The 25,989-nt window shown below is 63.4% G+C and carries 24 protein-coding genes; 19 read left to right on the top strand and 5 right to left on the bottom strand.

Annotated elements, in window-relative coordinates:
- The first annotated feature begins 158 nt into the window (after nt 1-158).
- From hinT to ACB033_RS15485, 10 genes are all read left to right on the top strand, one after another.
- Nucleotides 159-509, top strand: coding sequence for a purine nucleoside phosphoramidase (gene hinT, locus ACB033_RS15440; RefSeq protein WP_005302161.1), 351 nt, complete (start codon nt 159-161; stop codon nt 507-509).
- Nucleotides 509-1,930, top strand: coding sequence for a COG3014 family protein (locus ACB033_RS15445; RefSeq protein WP_162519787.1), 1,422 nt, complete (start codon nt 509-511; stop codon nt 1,928-1,930). Before hinT ends, ACB033_RS15445 begins: the two co-directional genes overlap by 1 nt.
- A 68-nt stretch (nt 1,931-1,998) precedes the next feature.
- Nucleotides 1,999-2,397, top strand: a complete 399-nt coding sequence (locus ACB033_RS15450; RefSeq protein WP_010633660.1) for a YcfL family protein — start codon at nt 1,999-2,001, stop codon at nt 2,395-2,397.
- Nucleotides 2,397-2,993, top strand: a complete 597-nt coding sequence (lpoB, locus tag ACB033_RS15455; protein WP_139724062.1) for a penicillin-binding protein activator LpoB — start codon at nt 2,397-2,399, stop codon at nt 2,991-2,993. The genes ACB033_RS15450 and lpoB overlap by 1 nt, the downstream gene beginning before the upstream one ends.
- On the top strand, nt 2,983-3,837 hold the full coding sequence (locus tag ACB033_RS15460) for a phosphotransferase (RefSeq protein ID WP_139724064.1): 855 nt from the start codon (nt 2,983-2,985) through the stop codon (nt 3,835-3,837). The genes lpoB and ACB033_RS15460 overlap by 11 nt, the downstream gene beginning before the upstream one ends.
- Nucleotides 3,838-3,899: 62 nt before the next feature.
- Nucleotides 3,900-4,757: a DUF6279 family lipoprotein gene (locus ACB033_RS15465; protein ID WP_017764232.1), complete on the top strand. Its 858-nt coding sequence runs from the start codon at nt 3,900-3,902 to the stop codon at nt 4,755-4,757.
- A 67-nt stretch (nt 4,758-4,824) separates the two neighbouring features.
- A complete protein-coding gene (locus ACB033_RS15470) occupies nt 4,825-5,331 on the top strand; it encodes a hypothetical protein (RefSeq protein ID WP_139724066.1) in 507 nt (168 codons plus the stop codon).
- A 146-nt stretch (nt 5,332-5,477) separates the two neighbouring features.
- On the top strand, nt 5,478-7,280 hold the full coding sequence (secD, locus tag ACB033_RS15475; protein WP_162519788.1) for a protein translocase subunit SecD: 1,803 nt from the start codon (nt 5,478-5,480) through the stop codon (nt 7,278-7,280).
- A 112-nt stretch (nt 7,281-7,392) separates the two neighbouring features.
- The gene (gene secF / locus ACB033_RS15480) at nt 7,393-8,307 is read left to right on the top strand and encodes a protein translocase subunit SecF (protein WP_005302136.1); all 915 of its coding nucleotides are present in this window, start codon (nt 7,393-7,395) and stop codon (nt 8,305-8,307) included.
- 307 nt (nt 8,308-8,614) lie between these two features.
- Complete coding sequence (locus ACB033_RS15485; RefSeq protein ID WP_139724068.1) at nt 8,615-10,234, top strand: methyl-accepting chemotaxis protein; 1,620 nt, start codon at nt 8,615-8,617, stop codon at nt 10,232-10,234.
- Nucleotides 10,235-10,283: 49 nt separating this feature from the next.
- On the opposite strand, the gene ACB033_RS15490 is transcribed toward ACB033_RS15485, so the two are convergent.
- Complete coding sequence (locus tag ACB033_RS15490; RefSeq protein ID WP_139724070.1) at nt 10,284-10,886, bottom strand: DUF924 family protein; 603 nt, start codon at nt 10,884-10,886, stop codon at nt 10,284-10,286.
- Nucleotides 10,887-11,090: 204 nt separating this feature from the next.
- On the opposite strand from ACB033_RS15490, the gene ACB033_RS15495 reads away from it, so the two are divergent.
- The 4 genes from ACB033_RS15495 (at nt 11,091) to ACB033_RS15510 (ending at nt 16,014) form a co-directional block, all read left to right on the top strand.
- On the top strand, nt 11,091-11,231 hold the full coding sequence (locus ACB033_RS15495; protein WP_162852091.1) for a hypothetical protein: 141 nt from the start codon (nt 11,091-11,093) through the stop codon (nt 11,229-11,231).
- 1 nt (nt 11,232) lies between these two features.
- Nucleotides 11,233-12,150 carry a DUF808 domain-containing protein gene (locus tag ACB033_RS15500; RefSeq protein WP_017786777.1) on the top strand — a complete coding sequence of 306 codons (918 nt, stop codon included), beginning with the start codon at nt 11,233-11,235 and terminating at the stop codon, nt 12,148-12,150.
- Between the two features lie 183 nt (nt 12,151-12,333).
- The gene (locus tag ACB033_RS15505) at nt 12,334-14,112 is read left to right on the top strand and encodes a M3 family oligoendopeptidase (RefSeq protein ID WP_371140590.1); all 1,779 of its coding nucleotides are present in this window, start codon (nt 12,334-12,336) and stop codon (nt 14,110-14,112) included.
- Nucleotides 14,113-14,205: 93 nt separating this feature from the next.
- Nucleotides 14,206-16,014 (top strand): M3 family oligoendopeptidase, encoded by a 1,809-nt coding sequence (locus tag ACB033_RS15510; protein ID WP_226008661.1) that lies wholly within the window; start codon nt 14,206-14,208, stop codon nt 16,012-16,014.
- Nucleotides 16,015-16,064: 50 nt separating this feature from the next.
- Here ACB033_RS15510 and ACB033_RS15515 read toward each other — a convergent pair whose 3' ends face one another.
- Entirely contained in the window at nt 16,065-17,480 is a 1,416-nt protein-coding gene (locus ACB033_RS15515; RefSeq protein WP_371140591.1) for a nucleobase:cation symporter-2 family protein, read from the bottom strand.
- Nucleotides 17,481-17,949: 469 nt separating this feature from the next.
- Here ACB033_RS15515 and ycfP point away from each other — a divergent pair, with 469 nt between their 5' ends.
- Together ycfP and ACB033_RS15525 are read left to right on the top strand one after the other, a co-directional pair.
- Nucleotides 17,950-18,489 carry an alpha/beta hydrolase YcfP gene (gene ycfP, locus ACB033_RS15520; protein ID WP_005302119.1) on the top strand — a complete coding sequence of 180 codons (540 nt, stop codon included), beginning with the start codon at nt 17,950-17,952 and terminating at the stop codon, nt 18,487-18,489.
- 78 nt (nt 18,490-18,567) lie between these two features.
- Nucleotides 18,568-19,860, top strand: coding sequence for an NAD(P)/FAD-dependent oxidoreductase (locus ACB033_RS15525; protein WP_010633673.1), 1,293 nt, complete (start codon nt 18,568-18,570; stop codon nt 19,858-19,860).
- Nucleotides 19,861-19,965: 105 nt separating this feature from the next.
- On the opposite strand, the gene ACB033_RS15530 is transcribed toward ACB033_RS15525, so the two are convergent.
- The 3 genes from ACB033_RS15530 to ACB033_RS15540 are packed head-to-tail and all read right to left on the bottom strand — an operon-like array spanning nt 19,966 to nt 23,034.
- Nucleotides 19,966-20,766, bottom strand: a complete 801-nt coding sequence (locus ACB033_RS15530) for a hypothetical protein (protein WP_211029921.1) — start codon at nt 20,764-20,766, stop codon at nt 19,966-19,968.
- A 45-nt stretch (nt 20,767-20,811) separates the two neighbouring features.
- A complete protein-coding gene (locus ACB033_RS15535; RefSeq protein WP_005302109.1) occupies nt 20,812-21,891 on the bottom strand; it encodes an HBL/NHE enterotoxin family protein in 1,080 nt (359 codons plus the stop codon).
- A 24-nt stretch (nt 21,892-21,915) separates the two neighbouring features.
- Nucleotides 21,916-23,034, bottom strand: coding sequence for an HBL/NHE enterotoxin family protein (locus tag ACB033_RS15540; protein WP_117403241.1), 1,119 nt, complete (start codon nt 23,032-23,034; stop codon nt 21,916-21,918).
- A gap of 435 nt (nt 23,035-23,469) precedes the next feature.
- On the opposite strand from ACB033_RS15540, the gene ACB033_RS15545 reads away from it, so the two are divergent.
- The 3 genes from ACB033_RS15545 (at nt 23,470) to ACB033_RS15555 (ending at nt 25,905) form a co-directional block, all read left to right on the top strand.
- Nucleotides 23,470-23,787, top strand: coding sequence for a heavy metal-binding domain-containing protein (locus ACB033_RS15545; RefSeq protein WP_005302101.1), 318 nt, complete (start codon nt 23,470-23,472; stop codon nt 23,785-23,787).
- Nucleotides 23,788-23,954: 167 nt separating this feature from the next.
- On the top strand, nt 23,955-24,716 hold the full coding sequence (locus ACB033_RS15550) for an ABC transporter substrate-binding protein (protein WP_024941133.1): 762 nt from the start codon (nt 23,955-23,957) through the stop codon (nt 24,714-24,716).
- A gap of 175 nt (nt 24,717-24,891) precedes the next feature.
- Nucleotides 24,892-25,905 (top strand): S66 peptidase family protein, encoded by a 1,014-nt coding sequence (locus ACB033_RS15555; RefSeq protein ID WP_371140592.1) that lies wholly within the window; start codon nt 24,892-24,894, stop codon nt 25,903-25,905.
- The last annotated feature ends 84 nt before the right edge of the window (nt 25,906-25,989 follow it).

Here is a 25,989-nt window from a genome sequence, read left to right on the forward strand (position 1 = left end):
GTCTTCCGGCTATCGGTATTTTTAACAATAACTGAAGAGAATGGGACAACGGCTGTGTCAAATGTCGGCTTGTGTCACACTTGCCGGGCCTCGATGACGGGCGTTGGAACCGCTTGAGACAGGCATTGAATTTTCTTTTTCATATAAAGGAGTTATCCATGGCGCAAGAAACCATTTTCAGCAAAATCGTCCGCAAAGAGATCCCCGCCGACATCCTTTATCAAGACGACCTGGTGACCGCCTTTCGCGACATCCAGCCCAAGGCCAAGACCCATATCCTGATCATCCCCAACGTGCTGATCCCCACCGTCAACGACGTGGAGCCGGATCACGAGCTGGCGCTGGGCCGGATGTTCACCGTGGCCCGCAAGCTGGCTAGCGAGGCGGGCATTGCCGAGGATGGCTATCGCCTCATCATGAACTGCAACCGCCACGGCGGGCAGGAGGTCTACCACATCCACCTGCATCTGGTCGGCGGCCAGCCGCTGGGACCCCTGCTCAGCCTGTGATGCCGCGCCTGCCACTGGCCGGTCTGTTGCTGGCCGGTTCCCTGCTGGGGGGCTGCGCCTCCCACTGGCAAGACATGTTCGTCTCTTATTCCGATCAGATGGTGCCGCTGCGCAACCAGCTGCTGCTGGGCCATGCCGCCGAGGCGTTGCCCGAGGTGCGTGACTCCACGCCGGGGGACGATACCTATGTGCTGGACCGCCTCGAGCAGGGGCGCATCGCCTGGCTGGCGAGTCAGGATGCCGCCAGCAAGCAGGCTTTTGCCGCCGCTGACAGCCGGTTGGCGTGGGAAGACAATCAGGCCGAGTACCGGGTCAGCCAGGGGCTGGCCCAGGCGGGCAGCCTGCTCACCAACGACCAGACCATGGCCTACCGGGCGCCCGATTACGAGCGCACCATGCTGCACCACTATCTGGCTCTCAACTACCTGCAGCGCGGGGATGCCGAGGGCGCCCTGGTGGAGGTGCGCCGTGCCAACCAGGTGCAGGAGCAGGCCCTCAAACGGCGAGCCGACGAGGTGCGCAAGGCAAAGAATGAGAGCGAAGAGGCCGAGGCAGAAGGGGAGATGCGCCAGCTGATGTCGCGCGGCGCCCCCGAGCTGGACCGGCTGATCGGGCGGGTCAAGAACGGTTTCCAGAACGCCTACACCTTCTATTTCTCCGGCGTGCTCTATGAGGCGGCTGGCGATCTCAACGATGCCTGGGTCGACTATCAGCGTGGCTACCAGATAGTGCCGGACAACCGCAGCCTGCAGGATGCCTTGCTGCGCCTGGCTGTGCTTCGTGGTGCCGCGGACGAGATACGAGAAACCGAGAAAAAGGTGGGCCGCAAGGCACCGCCCCTGGCCAAGAGTCAGGGTCAGCTGGTGGTACTGTTTGAAGATGGGCTGATCCCGGCACGGCGCGAGCTGTTCCTGCCGCTGCCTATCTCCACCTCCGGCGGCGATTTTCGCACCTTTACCGTCGCCATCCCCTATTACGATAATCGGGCCAGCGACACCGGGCCGCTCACGGTGTCGGTGGGCAAGCGGGTCGAGCAGACCAGCGAGCTGGTCAGGCTGGAGGCGCTGGCGGCCAAAGATCTGCAGGAGCGGCTGCCCGGCATGCTGACCCGCCAGGCGCTGCGATTGGTGGCCAAGGAGCAGGTGCGGCGTACCGCCGCCAAGGAGGGGGGCGATGTGGGCAATATTCTGGTTGGCATCTTCAATACCCTCTCGGAGCGGGCGGATACCCGCAGCTGGCTGACGCTGCCGGCCCAGGCATCGAGCTGGCAGGGGATGCTGCCGGCGGGTGACGTGAACCTTACCCTGGGTGCGGGGGCAGCGCAGCGGCAATTGCCGCTCACCATCCACCAGGGGCGCACCACCCTGGTGTGGGTGCAGCGCCTCGGTGCCGGGCTGACGACGCGGGTGATGCCGCTGTGACGGAGAACGATGGCAATACACATGAGTGACCGGTCGGGCCCCTCGGGGTCGCCGGCAAGGAGAACAAGATGAAAGCACACGGGTTGGCTCTGGGCCTGGTTCTGCTGCTGGCAGGCTGCGCCACCAATACCTCCGGCGTGGCGCTCTATGGGGCGGCGGGCGCCGCACCAGTGGCGGAGCAGCATCAAAACGTCAATGTCACCCTGACCGAGCTCAGCCGGCGCGAACAGAACGGTCTGCTGCAGGTCAATGTGGCGGCGGCCAGCACCCAGCGCGGTGACAACAAGCTGCAATACCTGTTCTATTGGTATGATGAGGCGGGGCAGGAGGTGGCCAGCGATGGCCGCGGCTGGACGCCGCTCAAGCTGCACGGCTATCAGACCCGCACCCTGTCTGCCCTGGCGCCGAGCCCGGCTGCCCGGGGCTACCGGATTTACGTACGCGAAGTGATTGAGGAATCCTACTGATGAAAATGAATCATGCCCTGCTGATCCTGACCGGCGCCCTGCTGCTGGGCGGCTGCTCCAGCACCACCGTCAGCTATGGCGATCCGACCGAAACCGAGACGGTGACCGTCGATTACGGTTCCAGCGATCTGCAGGCCATCGCCGACAAGATGGCGGATTCCATGCTGGCGTCGCCGGCCACCAGCGAGATCACCGCCGGCGGCCGTCCGGTGATGTTCATGGACTCCATCCGCAACAAGACCTCCGAGCACATCGACACCGAGGCCATCACCGACACCATCCGCACCAAGCTGCTGCGCGCCGGCAAGTTCCGCTTCGTCGACATGAGCAAGGTGGCGGCGGTCAAACAGCAGCTCGAATACCAGCAGAGCAGCGGCATGGTGGATCCCGCCTCCATGGTGCGCCTGGGCAAGCAGACCGGCGCTCGCTACATGGTCTATGGCAACCTCGCCAGCATCGTCAAGGACAACGGCAAGGTGAAGGATGTCTACTACCAGATGACCATGAACCTGATGGATCTGCGAAACGGCGAACTGCTGTGGGCCGATCAGAAAGAGATCCGCAAGCAGGCCAAGAAGTCCACCTTTGGCTGGTAAGTCGAGTGAGGCCTCTCTGGCGGCCGCCGAGCGCGCCCTGCTGGCCCGCCTGCCGCCACCCTGGCGCTCGGGTCGGCTGGAGCCATTGACCAGCGGCCTGACCAACTGCAACTATCGACTGCGCCTCCCCTCGGGGCGCAGTCACTTTTTGCGCCAGGGTCATCCCGATCCGGTGCGCCTTGGCATCGATCGGGCCACCGAATGGCAGCTCTATCAGGGGGCCGTGGGGCAGGGGCTGGCCTTGCCCTGCCATCACAGCGATCCCGCCACTGGCCTGATGCTGCTGGATTGGTGCGACGAGCCGAACTGGCTGGTGGCGCCGCCCCCGGCCGAGGTGCAGCCGGCGCTGTTGGCCGGGGTGCTGACGCGGCTGCACCGGTTGCCGGTGCCGAGCGTGGTGATGGCGGTGCGGGCTCACAGCGCCGGCTATCGTGGCCGGCTGGCCCGGGTGCCGACCTGGTTGCCGGCGCTGGAGCGGGGGCTGCTGGCCAGCCGCGAGCCTGCCGATTGCTGGCTCCCTTGCCATCATGATCTCAATCCGGCTAATTTGTTGGGGAGCCGGCCCTGGGTCATCGACTGGGAGTATGGCGCCGCCGGGCATCCCGGTTTCGAGGTGGCCAGCATCCAGCGCACCCACAACTGGCAGGAGGCCCAGCGCGAGGCGCTGGAGCAGGCCTACAGCGAGCGGGCGGGGCAGTCGGTCAGCCCGCGCGGCTTTCAGAGCCGGGCCTTTTTGCCCTGGGTCGACTACATAGGTCTGCTGTGGGCGCTGCTGATGGCCGAGCAGCAGCCGGGGCCTGACTACCAGGCGCTGATCGATCTCAACCGGCAGCGGCTGGAGTAGAGGGTCAGGCATTGTGAATCATCCGTTTCGTCAACTTTGTTTCATCAACATTGGAGCCCTGCATGGTGACCACCTTTTCCTGGCGCAAGCCCAGTAGCTGGAGTCTGCTGCTGCTCTGTCTGCTGCTGGCTGGCTGCTCCACCCGGGTCGTCTATTACTGGCTCGACGTGGCCATCGTCTGGCAGCTGGACGACTACTTCTCACTGGATCGCAGCCAGAAGCGGCTGCTGGACAACGAAGTGAAGGGGTTGATGGCCTGGCACCGCCAGTATGAGGTGCCGCGCTACGCCAAGGATCTCGATGCGCTGGCCAAGGCGGTGGCGAGCCCCATGACCCCGGCCCAGGTCTCCCGCCATCTGGATGCGGCCCAGCAGAGCCTGACCCGAACCCTGGAGGACACGGTGCCGCGGGCCGTGCGGCTGGCGCGCACCCTGACCGAGGCGCAGGTGGCCATGTTCATGAAGGACAGGCTCACCCGCCAGGCCGAGCGGGAAAAGGAGTTTGCCGACAAGCCCAGGGAGGAGATGCTCAAGGAGTTTCGGGACAAGATGAACGAGCGGCTGGTGTTCTGGATTGGCGAGGTGAAGCCGGCCCAGGCCCCGCTGGTGGCCCAGTGGGCCCAGTGGCAGTACGAGCTGCAGGCCCCCTGGCTTGAGTTTCAGACCGCCTGGACCAAGGAGCTGGATCGGCTGATGAAGCAGCGCCAGAGCCAGGACTTCGGCGCCCAGCTCACCGCCCTGCTGCAACAGGGGGACGGTCTGATGGATGGTCGCTTCACCGGCTATACCGATCAGTCGCGCCAGCGCACCGTCAACTGGCTGAGCGATCTCAGCCAGTCGCTGGATATCTCCCAGCGAGCCCACCTCTACAGCCTGCTCAAGGGCTATGCCCGCGATTTCAGGCAGATGTCTGAGGGATGATGGTTGCGGCCAGCCAGTGGGGAAGGGGGTTGGCGACCCCCTTCATCCTTGTTCCAACGGGCCCCCTGTGGTAGTTTGCCCTTTCTATTATGCGGGAATTAACTTTTTGAACCTGATCGACAAAGTGAAACTGGTGCTGATGAGCCTGCTCATCTCCCTCGCTCTGTTGTTCTCCACTCTCTCGGTGGAGGGGTTTTCCCTGCCCGTATCCCTGCATCACGCCCAACATGGTCAGTTGATGGATGGCGCCGCGGCGCCGTCCGACGCAGGCCAGGTGAGCCACAGTGCCAGCGACAGCGACGACGGGGTCGTCAAGTTCGTCAGCTCCCACCAGAATCACCTGCTGCGGCTCGAACACTCCCTGCGCAGCGATCATCAGCCCGGCAGCGTGGTGTACGAGCTTGTCACCAGCTGGTCCCAACAGGCGATCCTGCTGCTGCTGTGCGGCCTGCTGTTCTATGCCGCCCTCTTCTATCGCAAACACAGTTTCCGCGATCGGTTTGCCACCATCCATCGGCACCGGTTGCAACGCCAGCACCTGCAATACCGTTTCTGTCAGAGTTACCTCGCCTGATCCCGATGGGGTCCGGTCCTTCATACCACCTCATCGCCGCCTGATGCCTGCTCACCGCGCGTGAACGGGCCACTGTCTCATTCCTGTTTTTTTGCGTGCCGCCAGCGTGGCGAGTGCGCCGCCTTCTCCTGACAGAGGCTGATTTCATGAGAAAAAAGAGTCGTATCACCCTGAACCGCATGAACATGTGGCAGTACGCCCTGCTGCTGCTCATGCTGCTCACCTTTACCTTTTACTCCCTGCCCACCTTCTTCGGTGAGCAGCCCTCCCTCGGTCTGCACGGCCAGACCAGCCTGACCGAGGCGCAGCGTACCCTGCTGGCCGACAACCGCATCGAGCCGCTCAAGCTGGTGCAGCAGGGCGAGCGGGTCGAGCTGGTGTTTGCCAGCCAGGCCGAGCAGCAGCGCGCCAAGCAGCTGCTGGAGCAGCAGGGCCATGACAGCTCGGCGCTGACCCTGGAGTTCTACTCCAACGCCCCGGGCTGGATCAGCCAGCTCGGCGCCGCCCCCATCAAGCTCGGACTGGACTTGCGCGGCGGTTCCCAGCTGCTGATCGGGGTCGATCTGAGCTTCGTTATCGACAACCAGACCAAGAACCTGGTGGACATGCTGCGCACCCAGTTTCGCGAGGCGCGCCTGCGCGGCGCCAACGTGGCCCGGGTGAGCGAAGGGGAGGTGAGGGTGACCCTGCCGGAGGTGGCCGATCAGGCGCCCTGGCTCACCATCATCAAAGATTCCGCCGGCACCCGGCAGGATCAGTGGACCCTCAAGCGCAGCGGCAACGAGCTGCGACTGGTGATGAGCGAGGCCGAGCGCACCCTGCTGGCCAACAACGCGGTGACCCAGAACCTGTCGATCCTGAAAAAGCGGATCAACGAGCTTGGCATCGTCGAGGCCTCGGTCCAGCGCCAGGGCCAGGACGGCATCCGCATCGAGCTGCCGGGGGTGCACAATCCCAAGCAGGCGAAAGAGGTGATCGGGGCCACCGCCTCGCTGGCCTTCTACGAAGCCCAGGCCGACAGCCGCTTCTTCATGGCGGATCGCAGCGGCCAGGCGATTGGCTTGGCTCGCAAGCCGGTGCTGACCGGTGAGCACATCGTCGATGCCCGCGCCAACATGGGCGAGATGGGGCAACCCCAGGTCAACATCGTGCTCGACAGTCTGGGCGGCAGCAAGATGAACCAGTTCAGCCGCCAGCACGTGGGCAAGCCGATGGCCACCGTCTTCACCGAGTACAAGACCAACGCCCAGGGCAAGCTGCGGGCCCAGAGCGAGGTGATCAACGTCGCCACCATCCAGACCGCCCTTGGCAACCAGTTCCGCATCACCGGGATTGGCAGCGTACCGGAAGCCCAGGAGCTGGCCATGCTGCTGCGGGCCGGCGCCCTCACCGCGCCCCTCAAGATCCTGGAAGAGCGCAGCATAGGCCCGACCCTGGGTCTGCAGAACATAGAGGCGGGCTTCACCGCGCTGGCGTTTGGCATGGCGGGCATGATGCTGTTCATGATGGCCTGGTATCGCAAGTTCGGATGGGTCGCCATCACCGCGCTCATTGCCAACCTCTTGATGCAGGTAGGCATGCTGGCGGTGCTGCCGGGCGCCGTGCTGACCCTGCCGGGGATCGCCGGCCTGGTGCTCACCGTTGGCATGGCGGTGGATACCCATGTGCTCATTTTTGAGCGGATCAAGGACCGGTTGCGGGAAGGGGGCTCGCTGGCCAACGCCATCGACTTTGGTTATCGCTCCGCGTTTCGCACCATCTTCGATGCCAACATCACCACGCTCATCTGCGCCGTGGTGCTCTATGCCATCGGCTCCGGGCCTCTGCAGGGCTTCTCCATCACCCTGATCCTGGGCCTCATCTCCAGCATGGTGACCGGCATCTGGGGCACGCGCGCCATCATCAACCCCCTGTGGGGCAAGAGCAGCGCCAAGCTGCTGAGGGTGTGACCATGACTGACCACCACCTGTGTCATCACGCCGCGCGTTCGAGCCTGCTCCGCGCCCGCGTCACGCGCTTCCCTGCGGGAAGCCAGAGCCATCTGCTGTCGAGGGAAGAAGAATGCTGAGAATGATCATTGCCATGGGGCTGACCCGCTGGCGTTACATCGGCCTGTGGGCCTCCGTGCTGCTGACCGTGGCGAGCATCGCGGTGCTCGCCATCAACGGCCTCTCCCTCGGCCTCGACTTCACCGGCGGCATCCTGCTGGAGTTTCGCATCCAGACCCTGAAGGAGGCCCATGAGCTCAACGCCCTGTTGACGGCTCCCCTGGCGGGCGTGGTCGAGCTGCACGGCGCCGGCGTGCCCGGCGAGTGGCTGATCAAGCTGCCGCCCCACGAGCTGCCCTGGCCGGCCGAAGAGCTGGCGGTGATGCTGGGTCAGCAGCTCAACCTGCCGGTGGAGCTGCTGCGCACCACCATCGTCGGCCCCCAGGTGGGCGCCGAGCTGTTCCAGCAGGGGATGTTGGCGGTGCTGGTGGCTTCCTTGGCCATCTCCGCCTACCTGGCGGTGCGTTTCGAGTGGCGCCAAGCCATCGGCATCCTGGTGTCGGTGCTGCACGATGGCCTGGTGGCGCTGGGGCTGCTGGCGCTGTTCAACATCGAGTTCGACCTCAACGTCATCGCCGGCCTGATGGCGGTGATCGGCTACTCCCTCAACGACAGCATCGTCATCTCCGACCGCTTGCGGGACCTGCTCAGCTCGCGCACCCAGATGGGGATCCACGACTGCTCCGACGTGGCCATCAAGGCCACCTTCAGCCGCACCATGATTACCTCGGGCACCACCCTGTTCACGGTGGGGGCCCTGCTGCTGTTCGGTGGCGACGCCCTCTATGGTTTCTCCTTCACCCTGTTCGCCGGCATCCTGGTGGGCACCATCTCCTCCATCACGGTGGCTTCAACCGTGCAGGAGCTGCTGGGTCTCACGCCGCAGGCTTACCAGAAAAAAGAAGAGGAGCTGGCGGAGGCGGCGTGACCTTCATCGACGGCCACCAAACTGTGGGCCTGCCGGGTCATCCCGAGCGAAGATAAATAGCGAGAAGGAAGACGACATGTCTTCCTTCTTTTTTATTGGCTGGCCGGCACAGCCGTAGCCGGGTCTTTTTCGCATTCAGATTCAGCCAGCGAGGGTATTTTCGGGCCTGGATCTGACCATCGGCAGCGGGTGAAGCGCGAGGGCTGGCAGCAGTGACAGATGTGCAAGGATGCGCACATTTTACGGGCCATCCGGAGGTTGCCCATCGTCTACACTGCAATGGAGTTTATTAACGGAGTATGCCTTTATGAACATTGCTCGCCGGCTTCAACTCATTGCCCTGCTGGTTATGCTGGCCCTGACCTTTCTCAGCTGGTTCAGCATCAACCGACTCTCTGCTGCCGACACTGATCTCGGCTATGTCACCGACAATACGGTGCCCAGCATCTCCCTCATCAAACAGGTACAAGCCGATTTTTACGCATTGCACGCCTTGATCCAGACCCATGTGCTCAATACCGACAACAGCAAGATGAATCAGATTGAGACGGGCATTGCAGATCTGCGTACTGAAATCCGCTCTCTGTTGCAAAAATACCAAGCCGATATGCTCTCCAATGAAGAGGATCGGCAACTGACGACGGATGATCAGCGCATCATTGAGCAATATTATCAGGAGATAGAAAAGGTCCTGATATTGTCTCGTGATAATAAAAACACCGAGGCCAGAGACTTTATCGCCAGCAATGTCATGCCACTGTTCGAACAGTTTTCCAAGGCCATAGATAAACATGTGAAATTCAACATTGATTTGGGGGCGGTAGTCAAACTGCAGGGTGAAAAGAACTACGACAATAGCCTCCAGACCATGCTGTTTATTTCTTGCGGTACCGGAATATTGACCCTGGTGCTGTTTATCTGGTTGTTTAGACAGGTCGCCAATCCACTGCGGCTGGCGATGGCGACGCTCTCCGATATTCAGCACAATTTGAACTTTACCTTGCGGGCCAAGGTGGCCCAGCAAGATGAGATTGGCCTGACCCTCTCGGCCGTCAACCGTCTGCTGGACACCTTGCAGCAAACCTTTACCGAGTTTTCAGTGGGCAGCCTGCAGATAAAGAGCACGGCCGAGTCGCTCTCCCAGGCGGCCCATCACCTTGCCTCGTCGGCGAGCCAGGCCAACGATGCCACCAGTCTCATTGCCGCCGGGGTGGAGGAGATGACGGTGAGCATCACGGATATTTCCCAGCGAACCCAGGAGGCCAGCCGCATCACCAATGAATCCGGCAAGCTCGCCAGCGATGGGGGGACCACGATAGACAGAACGGTGAAAGCCATCAACGAGATCGCAGAGGCCATTCGTCAGGCTTCCAGCGAAGTGTCGGCATTGGGTGATGGCATTTCCCGGATCGGTGGCGTGGTGAACGTGATCAGCGATGTGGCGGGGCAGACCAACTTGCTGGCGTTGAATGCGGCCATTGAAGCCGCGCGAGCCGGTGAACAGGGTCGAGGTTTTGCCGTGGTGGCTGACGAGGTACGCAAACTGGCGGAGCGGACGGCCCAATCAACCAGGGAGATCTCGGAGACGGTGGAGGCGATTCAACAGGGCTCCCAGCTCACGGTGACCAAGATGGTTCAGGTGGAAGAGAAAGTAGCGCAGGGGGTGGCCATGGCCACTGAAAGCGGGGAGATCATTACCCAGATCCGTCATGCTTCCCATCGCGTCATGGATCAGGTCGGTGAGATCACCATCGCGATTCGCGAACAGAGCTCGGCGGCGGAGTCCATTGCCCATCAGGTGGAGCAGATTGCCCAGGTCGTCCAACAGACCAGCAGCACGGCGGAAGAGACATCGGCTGCGGCGGAAGAGTTGAATGTGACCACCGAGAATATTCATCAGCAGATCTCTCGTTATCGCATTCAGTGATCACGATGGGTGCCAGCTCCCCGCCACATGGCGGGGATTTTTTTATGGGTCAGAAACCTGACCCCGGTTGCAGCAGGAAGGCTGCCTCTTCCTCTGTGCTCGCACGGCCCAGGATGGCGTTGCGGTGGGGGAAGCGGCCAAAACGCTCGACGATCACCTGATGGCGGCGGGCAAAGTCGGCAAAGCCGGCGAAGGTCTCCCGCGCCGGGCCCTCAGCCTGTTCGGCTGCCAGTCCCTCGAACAGGGTCACGCTTCTGGCCTGCTGCTCGCGGGATTCGGCGTGTTCCAGCGGCAGGTAGAAAAAGACCCGCCCCAGCGGTGGCAGCGCCAGATCCGCCCCCAGCGAGAGCCCCTTGAGGCAGAGATCCCGCGCCTTGGCATCCTGGGCAAAGGCGGCCGGGGTGCCGCGGTGGATGTTGCGCGGCAGCTGGTCCAGCAACAGGATCAGGGCCAGCCGGCCCTCGGCCGATTCGGCCCAGTGGGCGAGCTCACCGGCGGCTGCTGCTGCGGCCTGGTCACCGAAGCGACTGGCGAGCAGGGCGTCGGTGGCGCTGTTTTTGCCCCACCAGAGGGGTGCTTGGCGTTTGGCGCGGGTGACGTCGTCACTCTCTTCGCCAAACCAGAATGCGATCAGCGGTTGCCAGGGTTGCATGGAATACTCCTTGGGCCTGCGGGCACCGGATGAAACAAGGCCAAATGACCCTGATGTGGTTGCTGCCGAACGGGCAGCTTCTGGTTACACTGTGCCATCTTTTCCCGCAATAGGGATCCCCCTTCGGCCGGTATCGCTCTCGACATCGGCAGTTGCCGCCGGTGAACCGTGGGACCCTGACTACCCTGATGAGGATTTTCTGATATGGCCGGAACCAGTTTGTTGGCCCTGCCGGGCGATATTGCCAGCGTACTCGATGACATGGCGCTGATGACCAAGGTCGTGGCCAACAAGGGCGTGGTGTGCTGCGGGAAGCTCTCTTCTACTGACATAAGGATTCTCTGATATGGCCGGAACCAGTTTGTTGGCCCTGATTGACGATATTGCCAGCGTACTCGACGACGTGGCGTTGATGACCAAGGTGGCGGCGAAGAAGACTGCCGGGGTGCTGGGGGACGATCTGGCTCTCAACGCCGAGCAGGTCTCCGGGGTGCGTGCCGAGCGGGAGCTGCCGGTGGTGTGGGCGGTGGCCAAGGGGTCGTTTCGCAACAAGCTTATTCTGGTGCCGGCCGCCATCGCCATCAGCGCTTTGGTGCCCTGGCTCATCACCCCGCTCCTGATGCTGGGGGGCGCCTACCTCTGTTTCGAGGGGGCCGAGAAGCTGGCCCACAAGTTTCTGCCCCATGAGGCGAGCGAGGGGGAGGCGCATACCGCATCTATTCCCGATGATTTGGTCGCCTTCGAGCAGCAGAAGGTGAAGGGGGCCATTCGCACCGATTTCATCCTCTCGGCCGAGATCATCGTCATCGCCCTCGGCACCGTGCAGGGAGCCAGCCTGGCACTGCAACTGTCGGTGGTGGCGGGCATTGCCGTATTGATGACGGTGGGGGTTTACGGCCTGGTGGGGCTCATCGTCAAGCTCGACGACATCGGCCTGCACCTGCTGCAAAAGCCCGATGGTGGCGCCCTGCGCCGGGCGGTGGGGCAGGGGCTGCTGGTGACGGCGCCGCGGCTGATGCACCTGCTGGCGCTGGTCGGCACCATCGCCATGTTCATGGTGGGGGGCGGCATCCTGGTACACGGCTGGCCTTTTGTGCACCACCTGATTGAAGGGGCTGCCGCTGCCGTGGCCACCCTGCCTGCGGTCGGCGCCGCCCTCGCACTGGTGACGCCGACCCTGCTCAACGCCGTGGCCGGCGTGGTGGCCGGGCTGGTGCTGGTGCTGGCCATGACCCTGGTGAGCAAGCTCAAGCCCGCCAAATAGTGCCAGTGACCTGACTGTCGGCGGGGCATTTCCCGCGATGGAGGGCCATCCCGTCAGATACTGTCTCGTCTGTTGCCTCGGATGGGGGCTAGGCAAGGGCCGGCCTCCTTTCGTACTATCCGGTTGACACCCGCTCACAGAGGCGGGGTCAACCCACATGGATGCAAACAGACAAGGAACGTCATGAAACCACCCGTTTGGCTGGATGATCACATCTATGCCACCCCTGACTGCCCGGCGATCGACGCCGACTTCCAGCGTGCCCGTGAGGCCATGAAGCGCCTGCACCCCCTGCTGGATGAACTCCCCAAGACCAACGACACCAATGCTTTGCGCCATCTGCTGCGGGCCATCCGTGCCTGCTGGCGCGAGGTACGCCTGCTGGAGTGGAACTGGCAGACTTACGGCTACAACCGGCTCAGCCGGGACGGGCGCGACGAGGCGGCCCGGCTGCTGCTCTCCCGCGGCCAGCAGTTGCAGGCAAGCCTGGCCCAGCTCTGCAAACCGGTGGCCCTGTTCTGGGTGCGTGCCCCCGAGGAGCAGGTACGCTCCCTGTTGCAGGATCCCGAGCTGTTCGAGCTCGCCTACGCCATTCGCCACGACCGGCGCCAGCGGGATCAGTGGTTGTCGCTCGAGAGCGAGCAGTTGATCGCGGGGCTGAGCGTGGATGGCCTGCAGGGGTGGGGGGATCTCTACGGTAGCCTGGTCGGAAGGCTCAGGCCGGTGGTGGAGGGGCAGCCCATGGGGCTGGCCCAGGCGGACAACCTGCTGGCCCACCCGCAGCGGTCTCGGCGCGCCGCGGCCTGGCAGGCCATCCAGGCGGCCTGGGGGGCGGAGCAGGAGACGGTGGCTGCCATCCTCAACGCCATCAACGGCTGGCGCAACGAGCTGGCTCGCCTGCGCGGCAAGGAACGCAAGTGGGATGCGCTCGATCTCTCCTGCCATCAGGGGCACCTGGAGCGGGCCACCCTGGAGACCCTGATGACGGCGGCCGGCGAGCACAAGGAGCTGGGGCGGCGCGCCCTGCGCGCCATGGCCTGCGCCCAGCAGATCAACGACTTCGCCCCCTGGGATCTCTATGCCCCGGCGCCTGTCGGGGCGAGCAGCCTCATCAGCTTCGAGCAGGCGCTGACCCTGGTGGCCGATGCCTTCGCCGGGTTTGATCCCGAGATGGGGGCGTTTGCCCGCATGATGGCGGCCAATGGCTGGATTGACGCTGCCCCGAGCGAACAGCGGCGCAACGGCGCCTACAGTACCGAGTATGCCGAGCCGCCCGAGCCACGGGTGTTTCTCACCTTCGAGGGGACCCTGGACAACGTCATCACGCTCGCTCATGAGTTGGGGCACGCCTGGCACAGCTGGCTTATGCGGGAGTTGCCGCTGGAGCAGCGTGACTACCCCAAGACGCTGGCAGAGACAGCTTCCCTGTTTGCCGAGGCGCTGGTGCGCGATGCCCTGCTGGCGGCCACCGACAACATGGAGCAGCGCCGGGCCATCGCCTGGCTGGATGGGGAGCGGGCCGCCAGCTTGCTGCTCGACGTGCCGGCCCGCTTTACCTTCGAACGGGCCCTGGTGGCGGCGCGGGAGGAGGGTTATGTGGGGGCCGGCCAGCTGCGGCAGATGATGAAATCGGCGCAGCAGCAGTGGTATGGTGACACCCTGAGTCAATATGACGAGCTGTTCTGGGCCAGCAAGGGCCACTTCTCCATCGCCGAGCTCGGGTTCTACAACTACCCCTATCTGTTTGGCTACCTGTTCAGCCTGGGGCTCTATGCCCAGCAGGCGCGGGCGGGGCGCGAGTTCGTCCACGCCTATCGGGAGCTGCTGCGCGACACCGGCCGCATGAGCGCAGAAGAGCTGGTGGAGAAGCATTTGGGGGTCGACATTCGTGAGCCTGCCTTCTGGCAGGAGAGCCTCGATTATGTGGAAGAGGCGGTCGCCCGCCTCGAGCGGCTGGTGTAGGTAGCCCGGCCGTTTTTATCCTGGTGGCGGGCCCTGTGGCTCGCCACACGCATTCAACGGGGCCCGGCCCCGCAACCTGATGACGAGCGTTTGATGCAGCAACGAATCTACCCACAACAGTGGCAAAACCAGCATATCTATCCCGCCCTCGACTGCCCGCAGGTGAGCGCGGATCTCGCCCTGGCGCGCGCCAGTCTGGAGGAGCTCGGCCAGTTTATCGAGGGGCTTGCCGCCGCCCGGGCCAATGCGCAGGCGCTGCAGGATTTCCTGCGCGAGGTGCGGCTGCGGACTCGGGACATTCACAACATTGGCTGGAACCTGGCCGTGCTGGCGGCCTGCCGTGGCAGTCAGGATGCCCGCGACGAGCTGGCCAAGCAGCTGGCCTCCCGTGCCCGCGCCCTCAATGCCGATCTGTTCAAGACCCTGGCCCCGGTCGAGGATCTGATGCTGGCCCTGCCGGAACCCGAATTTGAACAGCTGATGGCCGACTCCCTGCTGGGGGAGGAGGCGTACCGGCTGCGCCACGAGCGCCTTTTGCAGGATCAGCGCCTGCCGGTGGAGGCTGAGCAGTTGGTAATTGGCCTTGGTACCGACGGCCTGCACGCCTGGGGTAACCTCTACAACGATCTGGTGGGCAAGATCCGGCTGGTGATCGATGGCCGCGAGATGGGGCTGGCCGAGGCGAGCAACCTGCTCTCCAGCCCGCTTCGGGCCCTGCGCCGGGAAGCGTTCGATGCCATCAGCGCCGGCTGGGAGGGGGAGCAGGAGACGGTGGCCGCCATCCTCAACGCCCTCAACGGCTGGCGGCTTGAGCTTTCGCGCCAGCGCGGCCGCAGCCGCCAGCTCGATGCGCTCGATCTCTCCTGCCATCAGAGCCACATCGAGCGGGCGACCCTGGATACCCTGATGCAGGAGACCTGGTGCGCACGGGGGCTCGGTCAGCGGGCGCTGGGGCTGATGGCCGAGCGCCTCGGCATCGAGGAGCTGGGGCCGGAGGATTTGTTTGCCCCGCCGCCGGCCGCGGTGAGCCGCGAGATCCCGTTCGAGGAGGCGATCGAGATCATCGCCGAGGCGTTCTCTCGTTTTGATCCCGAGATGGGCGAGTTTGCCTGCATGATGGCCGAAAAGGGGTGGATCGATGCCGCGCCCACCCCCAACCGGCGCACCGGGGCCTACTGCACCAAGTTTGCCGAGCCGGTGGAGCCGCGGGTCTTCATCACCTATGCCGGCACCATGGACAACGTCATCACGCTGGCCCACGAGCTCGGCCACGCCTGGCACAACTGGCTCATTCGCGATCTGCCCATGAGCCAGCGTCGTTACCCCATGACGCTGGCGGAGACCGCCTCCATCTTCGCCGAGACCCTGGTGCGCAGCGCCCTGTTCGAGCAGGCGCAGACCCCCGAAGAGCAGCAGGCCATCGCCTGGGCGGAAGCCGACGGCGCCGCCACCTTCCTGGTCAATATCCCGGCTCGTTTCGATTTCGAGCGCGCCCTGGTGGCGGAGCGGGCGTCTGGCTATGTCTCGCCGGCGCGGCTCAAGGCGCTGACCGACGAGGCCTGGGGTCGCTGGTACGAGCAGAGTCTGTGCCGTTATCACCCCCTGTTCTGGGCGGCCAAGGCGCACTTCTCCATCGCCGGGTTTGGCTTTTACAACTACCCCTATCTGTTCGGTTATCTGTTCAGCCTCGGCGTCTATCAGCAGCTGATGAATCGCCAGAAAGCCGGAGAACAGAATGTGGCCCAGGCCTATCGCGACCTGCTGCGCGATACCGGCCGCATGAGCGCAGAAGATCTGGTGGCCAAGCACCTGGGGCAGGACATTCGCCAGAGCGCCTTCTGGCAGGGGAGCCTGGCGCTGGTGGAAGCGGCGGTGGAGCGCTTCGCCCAGACCCGCGGCTAGCGCAGTGTTGCTGAATGAAACCGCCGGGCAGCCATGCTGCCCGGCGGTTTTTATTGGGCGGGTTTGCCCGGTTGCGGCTGAGCGGGCGGGCGCACCGGCCCTACCAGCAGGGGCCTCGGCTGGTGGCGCAGGTCCGGCTGGTAGCCGTTGAAAAAGAGGTTGAGCAGCACCGAGCTGAGGGTGGCCAAGAGGATGCCGCTATGAAACAACGGCTGCAGGGCAGCGGGGAAGTGTTGGAAGAAGGCGCCGGAGACGGTGGGGATCATGCCTATCCCTAAGCTGATGGCGACGATGTAGAGGTTGTGGCGATTGCTGTTGTAGTCGGCCCTGGCCAGGATGCGGATGCCGGTGGCCAGCACCATGCCGAACATGACTATGCCGGCGCCGCCGAGCACGAAGGGGGGAATGGAGGCGACCAGCACCGACATCTTGGGCACCAGGCCGAAGGCGAGCAGGATCCCCCCCGACATGACGCAGACCCAGCGGCTCGACACCCCGGTCACGCTCACCAGCCCGATGTTCTGGGAGAAGGAGGTGTGAGGGAAGCTGTTGAAGATGCCGCCTATGATGGTGCCGATGCCGTCCACCCGCAGGCCACGCACTATGTCGCCCCGGCTGGCCGGGTGGCCGACGATGTCGCCGAGCGCCAGAAACATCCCCATCGACTCGATGAAGGTGATCAGCATGATGACGGTGAGGGTGGCGATGGAGATGGGATCGAAGGTGGGCCAGCCGAAGGCGAACGGCACTATGGGAGCGAACCAGGCCGCTTCACTCAGGCCGTCCAGGCTCACTTCCCCCATGGCGATGGCCACCCCGAAGCCGAACAGGATGCCGAGCAGCACCGAGATGTTGCTGAAAAAGCCCTTGGTGAAGCGGGTCACCAGCAGGATGAAGGCCAGCACCAGAAAGCTGGTGCCGATGTAGCGCAGGCTGCCGTACTCGGGGTTGCCCTTGCCCCCCGCCATCCAGTCGATGCCTACCTGCATGATGCTGATGCCGATGGAGGTGATCACCACCCCGGTCACCACGGTGGGGAAGAGCGGCATCAAGCGGCCGATGAGCGGCACCAGCAGGGTGGAGAGGATGCCGGCGGCGATGGTGGCGCCAAAGATGCCGGTCAGCCCCAGCGCCGGGTTGGCGCCGATCGCCAGCATGGGCATGACGGCGGCGAAGGTGACCGACATGATGACCGGCAGGCGGATCCCGGCAAAACGGCCGATGCCAAGGCACTGCAGCAGGGTGACGATACCGCAGCAGAAGAGATCCGAACTGATGAGATACGAGATTTGATCCTTGGGCAGCCCCAGGCTGCCGCCGATGACCAGCGGCACCGCCACGGCGCCGGCATACATCACCAGCACATGCTGCAGGCCGAGGGTAAAGAGCTGGCCGGGGGGGAGCAGGCGCTCCACTTCGTCGATGGCGCGGCCCTTGGCCGCCCCGGGGGGCTGGGTCTGGTGCATGAACAGATCACTCCTTGCGACCCGGCGGCTCTGGCCGGGCAAGATGGGGCAGGCTGGCTGTCCCGTTCATGGATGAGGACCGGGTCGACCAGGATCCGGCCACGCAGACGAAGGTCGCCTTCGCGCTGCATCACAGGGGGAGTGCAGGAACCGTGCTCGGTCGGCATGAATGGGGGCCTGTTGGCCCTGTTCATGCGCATTTTTGCAGGCGGGATCACGCTTGACAGCATCGATGGCTGCCAATCGTTTTCCTACCGGCAGGGGAGGGCTGTCAGATTGGTAGCCCGGTTATCATTTCGGTCGGTCTGGCTCTCAGATTGATAGCCGATGGCGAGCCGGTTCCGCCGCTCTGGTTTCATCCGCAACAGAGGGCGTGATCCAAAGCAAGAAAGTTGGATGTTTTGGTGGCGCAGGGCCCTGCCGCTAGGGTAGTTTCGATAAAACCGACACAGATCCTGAGGTCTTATCCATGATCATCTATCTGCATGGCTTCGATGCCACCAGCCCAGGCAATCACGAGAAAGTGCTGCAGTTGCAGTTTATCGATGATGATGTACGTTTCGTGCACTACAGCACGGTTCACCCCCGTCATGACATGAGCCACCTGCTCAAGGAAGTGAAGAAGCAGCTCGACATGAGTACCGATCCCAAGCCCCTCATCTGCGGGGTGGGACTGGGTGGTTATTGGAGCGAGCGCATCGGCTTTCTGTGCGGCATCAAGCAGGTGATCTTCAACCCCAACCTGCACCCCGAGATCAACATGCAGGGCAAGATCGACCGGCCGGAAGAGTACGAAGATATCGGCACCAAATGTGTGTCTGAGTTTCGTAGTAAAAATTCAGGAAATTGCCTCTGCATCCTTTCCGTTCAGGATGAAGTGCGCGATAATGGCGAAACTGAGCGTGAATTGAAGAATTATTACAACATCGTGTGGGATGAACGAGAGACGCACAAGTTCAAGAACATCTCTCATCACCTGCAGCAGATGAAGGCTTTCAAAGAAGCCTGATTGATCGTCACGTCATGGATTCAACTATCAAGGGAGCCGATGGCTCCCTTCGCTTTAATGGAACCGAGGTAATTAACCATGACCAATATTGTTGTCGTCGGCGGCGGTGCCGGCGGTCTGGAGCTGGCTACCAGCCTGGGCCGCAAGCTGGGCAAGAAGAACAAGGCCAAGATCACCCTGGTTGATCGCAACCGTACCCACCTGTGGAAACCCCTGTTGCACGAAGTGGCCACCGGCTCCATGGACGCGGGTATCGACGCCCTGAGCTACCAGTCCCACGCCAAGAACCACGGCTTCGACTTCCAGCTCGGTACCCTCACCGACATCAAGCGCGACGAGAAACGCATCGTGCTGGCGAAGATCGTCGACGAGAACGGCGACATCGTGGTCAACGAGCGCGAGCTGCCCTACGACTACCTTGTGATGGCCATCGGTTCCGTCTCCAACGACTTCAACACCAAGGGCATCAAGGATCACTGCATCTTCCTGGACAGCCCCTCCCAGGCGCACCGCTTCCACAACAGCATGATGAACCGCTTCCTGCAGTTCGCCACCGAATACCAGCCGGGCGACAAGGTGAAGATTGCCATCGTCGGCGGCGGCGCCACCGGCGTCGAGCTCTCTGCCGAGCTCTACAACGCGGTGGAGCAGCTCTACGCCTATGGCTTCAAGAACCTGACCACCGACAGCCTCAAGGTGACCCTGGTGGAAGCGGGCCCCCGCATCCTGCCGGCCCTGCCGGAGCGCATCAGTGGCGCCGCCCATCAGGAGCTGGTCAAGCTCGGCGTGGACGTGCGTACCGCCACCATGATCACCGAAGCGACCGCCGATGGTCTGCACACCAAGGATGGCGAGCTGATTGAAGCGGATCTGATGGTGTGGGCGGCCGGTATCAAGGCGCCGGACTTCATGAAGGATATCGCCGGTCTTGAGACCAACCGCATCAACCAGCTGGTGGTGAAAGAGACCCTGCAGACCACCCGCGACGAAAACATCTTCGTCATCGGTGACTGCGCCGCCTGCCCGCAGCCGGATGGCAAGTTCGTGCCGCCGCGCGCCCAGTCCGCCCACCAGATGGCGACCCAGGCGTTCAAGAACATCCTGGCCAAGATGAACGGTGGCGAGCTCAAGCCCTACCTCTACCACGACCACGGTTCGCTGGTGTCCCTGAGCCGCTTCTCCACCGTGGGCAGCCTGATGGGCAACCTGATGCGCGGCTCCATGATGGTGGAGGGCTATATCGCCCGTCTGGTCTACATCTCGCTCTACCGGATGCACCAGATTGCCCTGCACGGCTACATCAAGACCGGTCTCATCATGCTGGTGGGCCGCATCAACCGGGTGCTGCGCCCGACCCTGAAGCTGCACTAAGCAGCCTGGGGCAAACGTGCTGGGGCGACAATGACCCCGTGCACCATGCAACGCGCACCATGAAAAAGGAGAGGCCCTGGCCTCTCCTTTTTTGTTGCGGTCGTATCAGGAGGCGTCCACCTGCAGGGTGCGCACCTCGGTGAGGGCGGCGGTGAAGAAGAGCCGCGCCAGTTCCGGATCCCCTTGCCCGGCATCGCGGGCGACGTTGGCAATGTCGCCACCGAGCAGGGTGATGGTGTTGCCCACCTTGCTCACTCGATCGATGAGAGAGCCGAACTGCTGGGAGAAGGCCGTCGTCTGGCCGAGGAAGCCTTGCTGACGCTGGATCTGCCCCTCAATCTGGTTTACCTGCCCCTCCAGGCTGCTCACCTTGTTCTGGGTCTGCGTCAGGGTGACGGCCAGGGCGATGAGGCCTGGCAGCCCCAGCAGTCCCAGCCCCAGCAGGTAGAGCTTCTTCTTGTTGAGGGAGTCCAGCTCCTGCCGGGCGCCGGCCAGGTTGGACTGCAGCCCGGCGATGGTGGCCTGCAGCTCCACGCCGATCCGCTGCAACGCTATGTTGTCCTGCGTGATGCGATCGTTGGCCGCCTGGCTGGCGGTCAGGGTCTGGGCGGTCAGGGTCTGGATAGGGGTTATCTCCTGCTGGACCTGATCGACAAACGCCTTGAGGGCGTCTGGGTTGAAGGGGCCGCTATTGGCCAGCTGCTGGGTCAGTTGCGTCTCCAGGCGGCCAGCAAACGCCAGCACCTGCTGCTGCATGGTTTGCACCTGGGGCAGCAGGGCCGCGACCACCTCACCGACGTTCTGCTGGATGTTGACGGCGTTTTGCGGCAGCCCGCTGAAGGACTGAATGGTCGCTTCGGCCTGCTGCATGTTGGCAATGGATTGGGAAAGAATGCCGTTGCTCATGGGGTCTCCTTGTGAAAGAGGGCGGCCAGGCCGCCCTCCCGGGGGTTAGGCGGCCAGGCGCGCCACGAAGTTGGCGATGGTGTCGGTCTGCGGCACTTGCAGCGGGCTCACGCCGGCCATCTGGGCCTTGATGGTGGTCACGTCGGTGAGCACCGTCTTGACCGTGGTGTCGGCGGCGGTCAGCCAGAGCTGGCGGATGTCGTCGCCGCTGGTGATCCCCTTGTCCAGATCGGTGATCAGGCTGCCCAGATCGGAGGTGAGGGCGTCCCAGGCGTTGCTCATCTGGGTGGCCGCGGTGACGGCGTTTTGCGCCTGCACCTGCAGCCCCTTGTAGCCGTTGCCGATCTGGGTGGCGATCAGTACCTCGCTGTTGAGGTTGCTGCGTTTCTGGTACAGATCCTGGCGGGTACCGAGGGAGTTGTGCAGCACGATGGCGCCAGCCGTGATGCCGCCGGCCCCGGCCACCATCATGGCGACCCCGCCGATGACCACCGGGGTCGAGGTGCCGGCGGTGACGAAGTCCGCCACGGCGCCGATGGCGGTGACGAAGGCGCCGCCAATCACCAGCAGCCCCCCGGCGACGATGCCGGCGATGGCGCCGTCGATGGCCGCGTTCACCTTGTCGATGTCACCGTTGAGCTGGGCGAGTACCCCGTTGTCCCCCTGCACCTTGCTGTTGAGGTTCACCACTATGCCCTGGAAGTTGCTGGAGTCGGTGATGAGGTTGTTGTTGAGATTGACGATCACCAGACGGGTGTCGGCGGAGAGCCGTTGATACTCGGTGGCCTGCTCCTTGATGACGCTCAGTTGCCTGAGCCATTGCGCCTTGGTGGAGCCGGGCGGCAGCACGGCCGGAATGGCGTTTTGCAGGGCAAAGTAGTTGGAGATGTTGCTGATGTTGGTGATGATCTGCGGCTGGACGGTATTGAGATAGAGGTCGGCGTGCCCCTTCGCCAGATCGAGCCCCTGGTTGATCTGGGTCTGGTTGTCCTTGAGGTTCGGGAACTGGCTGAAGTCCACCGGCACCTGCTGCTTGACGCTGTTGCAGTAGGTCTGGATCTGCAGGGCCTGGGAAGCCTGGTTGGCCATCCCCTGGTCCATGGTGATGGTTGTTGCGTTGGTCATTTGGCGTGTCCTTGCGTGGTGGGATTAAGCGTCGGGCAGGATGCCGTTGCCGGCGTAGGCTGCCTTGATGTCGTCAACCTGGCCTGCGAGCAGCAGCCAGGACTGGGTGTTGAGCGCCAGGGTGCGCCGCAGCTGGCGCACGTCGTCGGGGCTGTTGAGGTCGGCGACCACGGGTACCGCCCCTTGATAGGCGTCGGCCACCTTCTGCCAGCCAGCCGGCAGCTGGGTGACGGCATCGGCAACCCGGCTGTAGGTGTCGACAAACAGCTGGTTTTGCGCCTGCACCGACTTGGCCACGCTCAGCAGGGTGTTGGTGGCGGCCAGCGCCTGGTAGGCCTCGGCCAGTTTGTCGGTGTTGGTCTTGAGCTCGCGGGCCGCCAGGCTGGAGCCGGCAATGCCCGATGAGATCGCCTTGAGACCGGAGACCATGTACTGGGTCTGCTGGTCTGTCTGTTTGGCTATCTCCTGCGACGTGGCGGGTTTGGCCTCCTTGTCGGCCGGTTTTTGTTCCAGCGTCAGCGAGGTGACGATGGCCCGCCCCAGCTGGTTGACCCCTTCACCGGCCTTGCCACCCTCATCGACGATGGCCTGAATATTGGCGGCAATCGCCTGGTTGAGGGCATCAATGATCTCGGTCTGGCGCTTGGCATCGGCCATCAGATCCTGCTCGAGCTGGGTGATGACGCCATTGAACTGCTCCATCAGGGGGCGCAGGGATCCCCAGGCCACCTGCACGCGGGTATTGAGTGCCTGGGCATTGAGCCGGTAGCTCAGGGCCTGATCGGCGAGAGACGTCAGCTGCTCGGCCAGCCGGGCGCGACCCGCGAGCACGGCGGCGTCTTCTTCCTGGCCAAGCAGGCGATTGAACGCGGCGACCAGGGCGTAGAAGTTGGAGCCGTTGCTCAGCAGGTGGATGAGGCCGGACAGGTTGGTCTGCTGGTAGTAGCGTGCCTGACTCATCATCTGGGCCTGGTAGGCCTCGATTTTGACCGCGAGGGTGGAGTCGATCTCGCTGTTGGCCAATGACTGCTGCATCAACAACAAGTTCGCATAGGTCTGGTTGAGCAGGGCGGGCGAGGTCGCCGACAGGTAGGCTGCCAGCAGACCCTGATCCCCCAGATCCAGGGTGGCGATCGTGGTCATGACATGGTCTCCATGGCGGTGTCGGCGAGCTGGCTGGCGGGGGAACATACCCCCGGTGCGAGGGTGGGGTGAGGTAGTCGGGTATCCTGCTGCATCATGCTGCTCTCCTCATGAGAAGTGGGTCTGTCTCCGGTCCATGGCCGGGACAGACTCACCCTAGGGAAAGGCAAAATGAGCCACAACTGACACTTTTGTCACTTGATGTTTGAGCCGGATCGGCTAATGAAAGGGGCTGTCGGAGCAGGCCATGCGGCGGCTCGATGTCGCCTTCCGTCGCTGAATGTGGACAGGTGCCACGTCGTCGACGCGCACGGGATCCGTGCTGGCAGGCCCGTGCCGCCATGCTCCACCAGGGGCAAACCGGGTCTCCCTGCTTGCCTGCTCCCCCTTGGCTGCTTTAGGCTGTCCCCCAGTTCAATCCACAAGGAAACCCAGATGATCCTCTCAACTACCCCCACCCTGGAAGGCAAGACCATTCGCGAGTACCGCGGCATCGTGGTGGGTGAAGCCATTCTCGGCGCCAATGTGTTCAAGGATCTGTTTGCCGGGATCCGCGATATCATCGGCGGCCGCGCCGGCGCCTATGAGAAAGAGCTGGCCCGGGCCCGGGAAATCGCCTTCGACGAGCTCAGGGAGCGCGCCGCGGCGCTGGGTGCCAATGCGGTGGTCGGCATCGACATCGACTACGAGGTGGTGGGGCAAAGCGGCAGCATGCTGATGGTCAGCATCAGCGGGACCGCCGTGTTGGTCTGACGCCTTGATGCCATGAAAAAACCGGCAACCTGCTGCCGGTTTTTTATTGCGCTCTTCCCAGCGGATGGGGGATGCCAGCGCCCTGACATGTACTTGCCCGCCTGCCTGTATTGTGTTGTTCGCGTCCATCATACTCATGACAAGAGAGTCAGCTCGAGGGTGCAATCATGCTCCATATTCTGCGCTGGGTATTGCTGTGGTGCTGGCTGGGGAGCGCCATGGGGGCCACCATTCAGGCGGTGACGGAGGAGCTCCCCCCATACAACTATCGGGACAAGGACGGCCAGGTGACGGGGCTGTCGGTGGATCTGCTCAAGCGAATGCTGGAGGTCAGCGGCATCGGGCTCGACCGCAAGGGCATCCAGCTCCTGCCCTGGGCGCGGGCCTATCAGATGGCGCAATATGACCCCAATACCGTCATCTTCAGCATGATACGGCTGCCCGAGCGTGAGGCGCTCTTTCATTGGGTCGGCCCTATCGGGCCTCGCGTCACCTGGGTGTATCGCCTGGCAAAGCGTGACGATGTGGTGGGCCATCAGCTGGCTGACCTAGCCCCCTGGCGGATCGCGGTGGTACGCGACTCGGCGCTGGCCATCGAACTGGCGGAGAAAGGGCTCAATCTGGTGCTGGTGCACGACGAGGACGACAAGTTTCGCATGCTGCTGCATGGCAGGGCCGACGTCGCGCCAGCCATGCAGATGGGGGCCGCCTACCACATAGAGACCTTGGGCCATCACTACTCGGAGTTTGTCCCCATGTTTGAGTTTCAGGAGACCAAGTCGTTCTATTTTGCCTTCAGCCGCAACACGGATGCCGCCATTATCGAAGGCCTGCAGGCTGCGCTGGAGCAGATGCACCGCGATGGCTCCTTTGACGAGATAAGCCAGGCATGGGGGCGTCGCTTCTGGGTTCAGCCGGCGGGCAAGTGAGCCACGCTATCTCCCATGCGGGTCTCGACTTCGTGATCACCAGCCGGGTGGCGTCGGTTACTATCTGATCTGCCATCTTTTCTTGGTGCCTTGACGGCCATGTCATGGTTATTATGAGTCCTTTCTTGTGGCTGCCATGCCCTGGATGGCCAGATCTGGAACAGGACCGTTTGCGATGACAATACTCAAGCCGCCGGGGCTCAAGCCCGGCGATACCATCGGCTTTTTCTCCCCCTCCAGTGCGGCCACCGCCTGGGCGCCAAACCGCTTTGCCCGTGCCGGGGCGTTTCTGGAAGGGCAGGGCTTCAGACTCAAGGCGGGCAGCCTCACCGGCCAGCGCGATCACTGGCGCTCCGGCTCCATCGCCGCCCGGGCTGCCGAGCTCAATGCCCTCATTCGCGATCCAGAGGTGCGCTGCATCATGTCGGTGATTGGCGGCAGCAACTCCAACTCCCTGCTGCCCTATCTCGATTTTGATGCGCTCATGCGCGACCCCAAAATCATCATTGGCTACTCCGACGTGACGGCCCTGCTGCTCGGCATTCATGCCCGCACCGGCCTCGTCACCTTCTACGGACCGGCGCTGGTGGCCTCTTTTGGCGAGCTCTCGCCGCTGGTGGACGAGACCCTGGCGGGCTTTCGCCAGATCTGCCAGGCCGGTGGCGCCGCCGTGCCTCACACAGTGCCGACCCCGGCGCAATGGACCGAGGAGCGGCTTGACTGGGAGCAGCAGAGCCGGGCCAAGCAGTGCCGGCCAAACCGGCTGATCTCGGTGGGCACAGGTCGGGTGCGGGGCCGGCTCATTGGCGGCAACCTCAACACCCTGGCGGGGATCTGGGGCTCCCCTTATATGCCGGCCATCGAGCAAGGGGACATTCTGCTGCTGGAAGACAGCCTTCATCTGGCAGAGACGGTGGAGCGCTCGTTTGCCCACCTCAAGTTGTGCGGGGTGTTTGATCGCATCGGCGCCCTGGTGCTCGGCAAACACGAGCTGTTCGACAGTCAGGGCAGCGGCCGGCGGCCGCTCGACATCCTGCTGGAGGTGGTGGGGGAGCCGACCTTCCCCATTCTGGCGGAGTATTACTGCGCCCACACCCACCCCATGCTGACGCTGCCCCTTGGCATCGAGGCCGAACTGGATCTCGAGGCCCAGAGTCTCACCCTGTGCGAGTCCTGGCTCGGCGAGTGAGTTCGCACCGGCTGCCATAGTCGCATCGGCACATAGACAAAGAGGTCGCCTGGGCGACCTCTTTGTCATCTATCCCGTCGCTAC

Source organism: Aeromonas sp. S15(2024) (assembly GCF_041402265.1).
Classification (GTDB): domain Bacteria; phylum Pseudomonadota; class Gammaproteobacteria; order Enterobacterales; family Aeromonadaceae; genus Aeromonas; species Aeromonas dhakensis.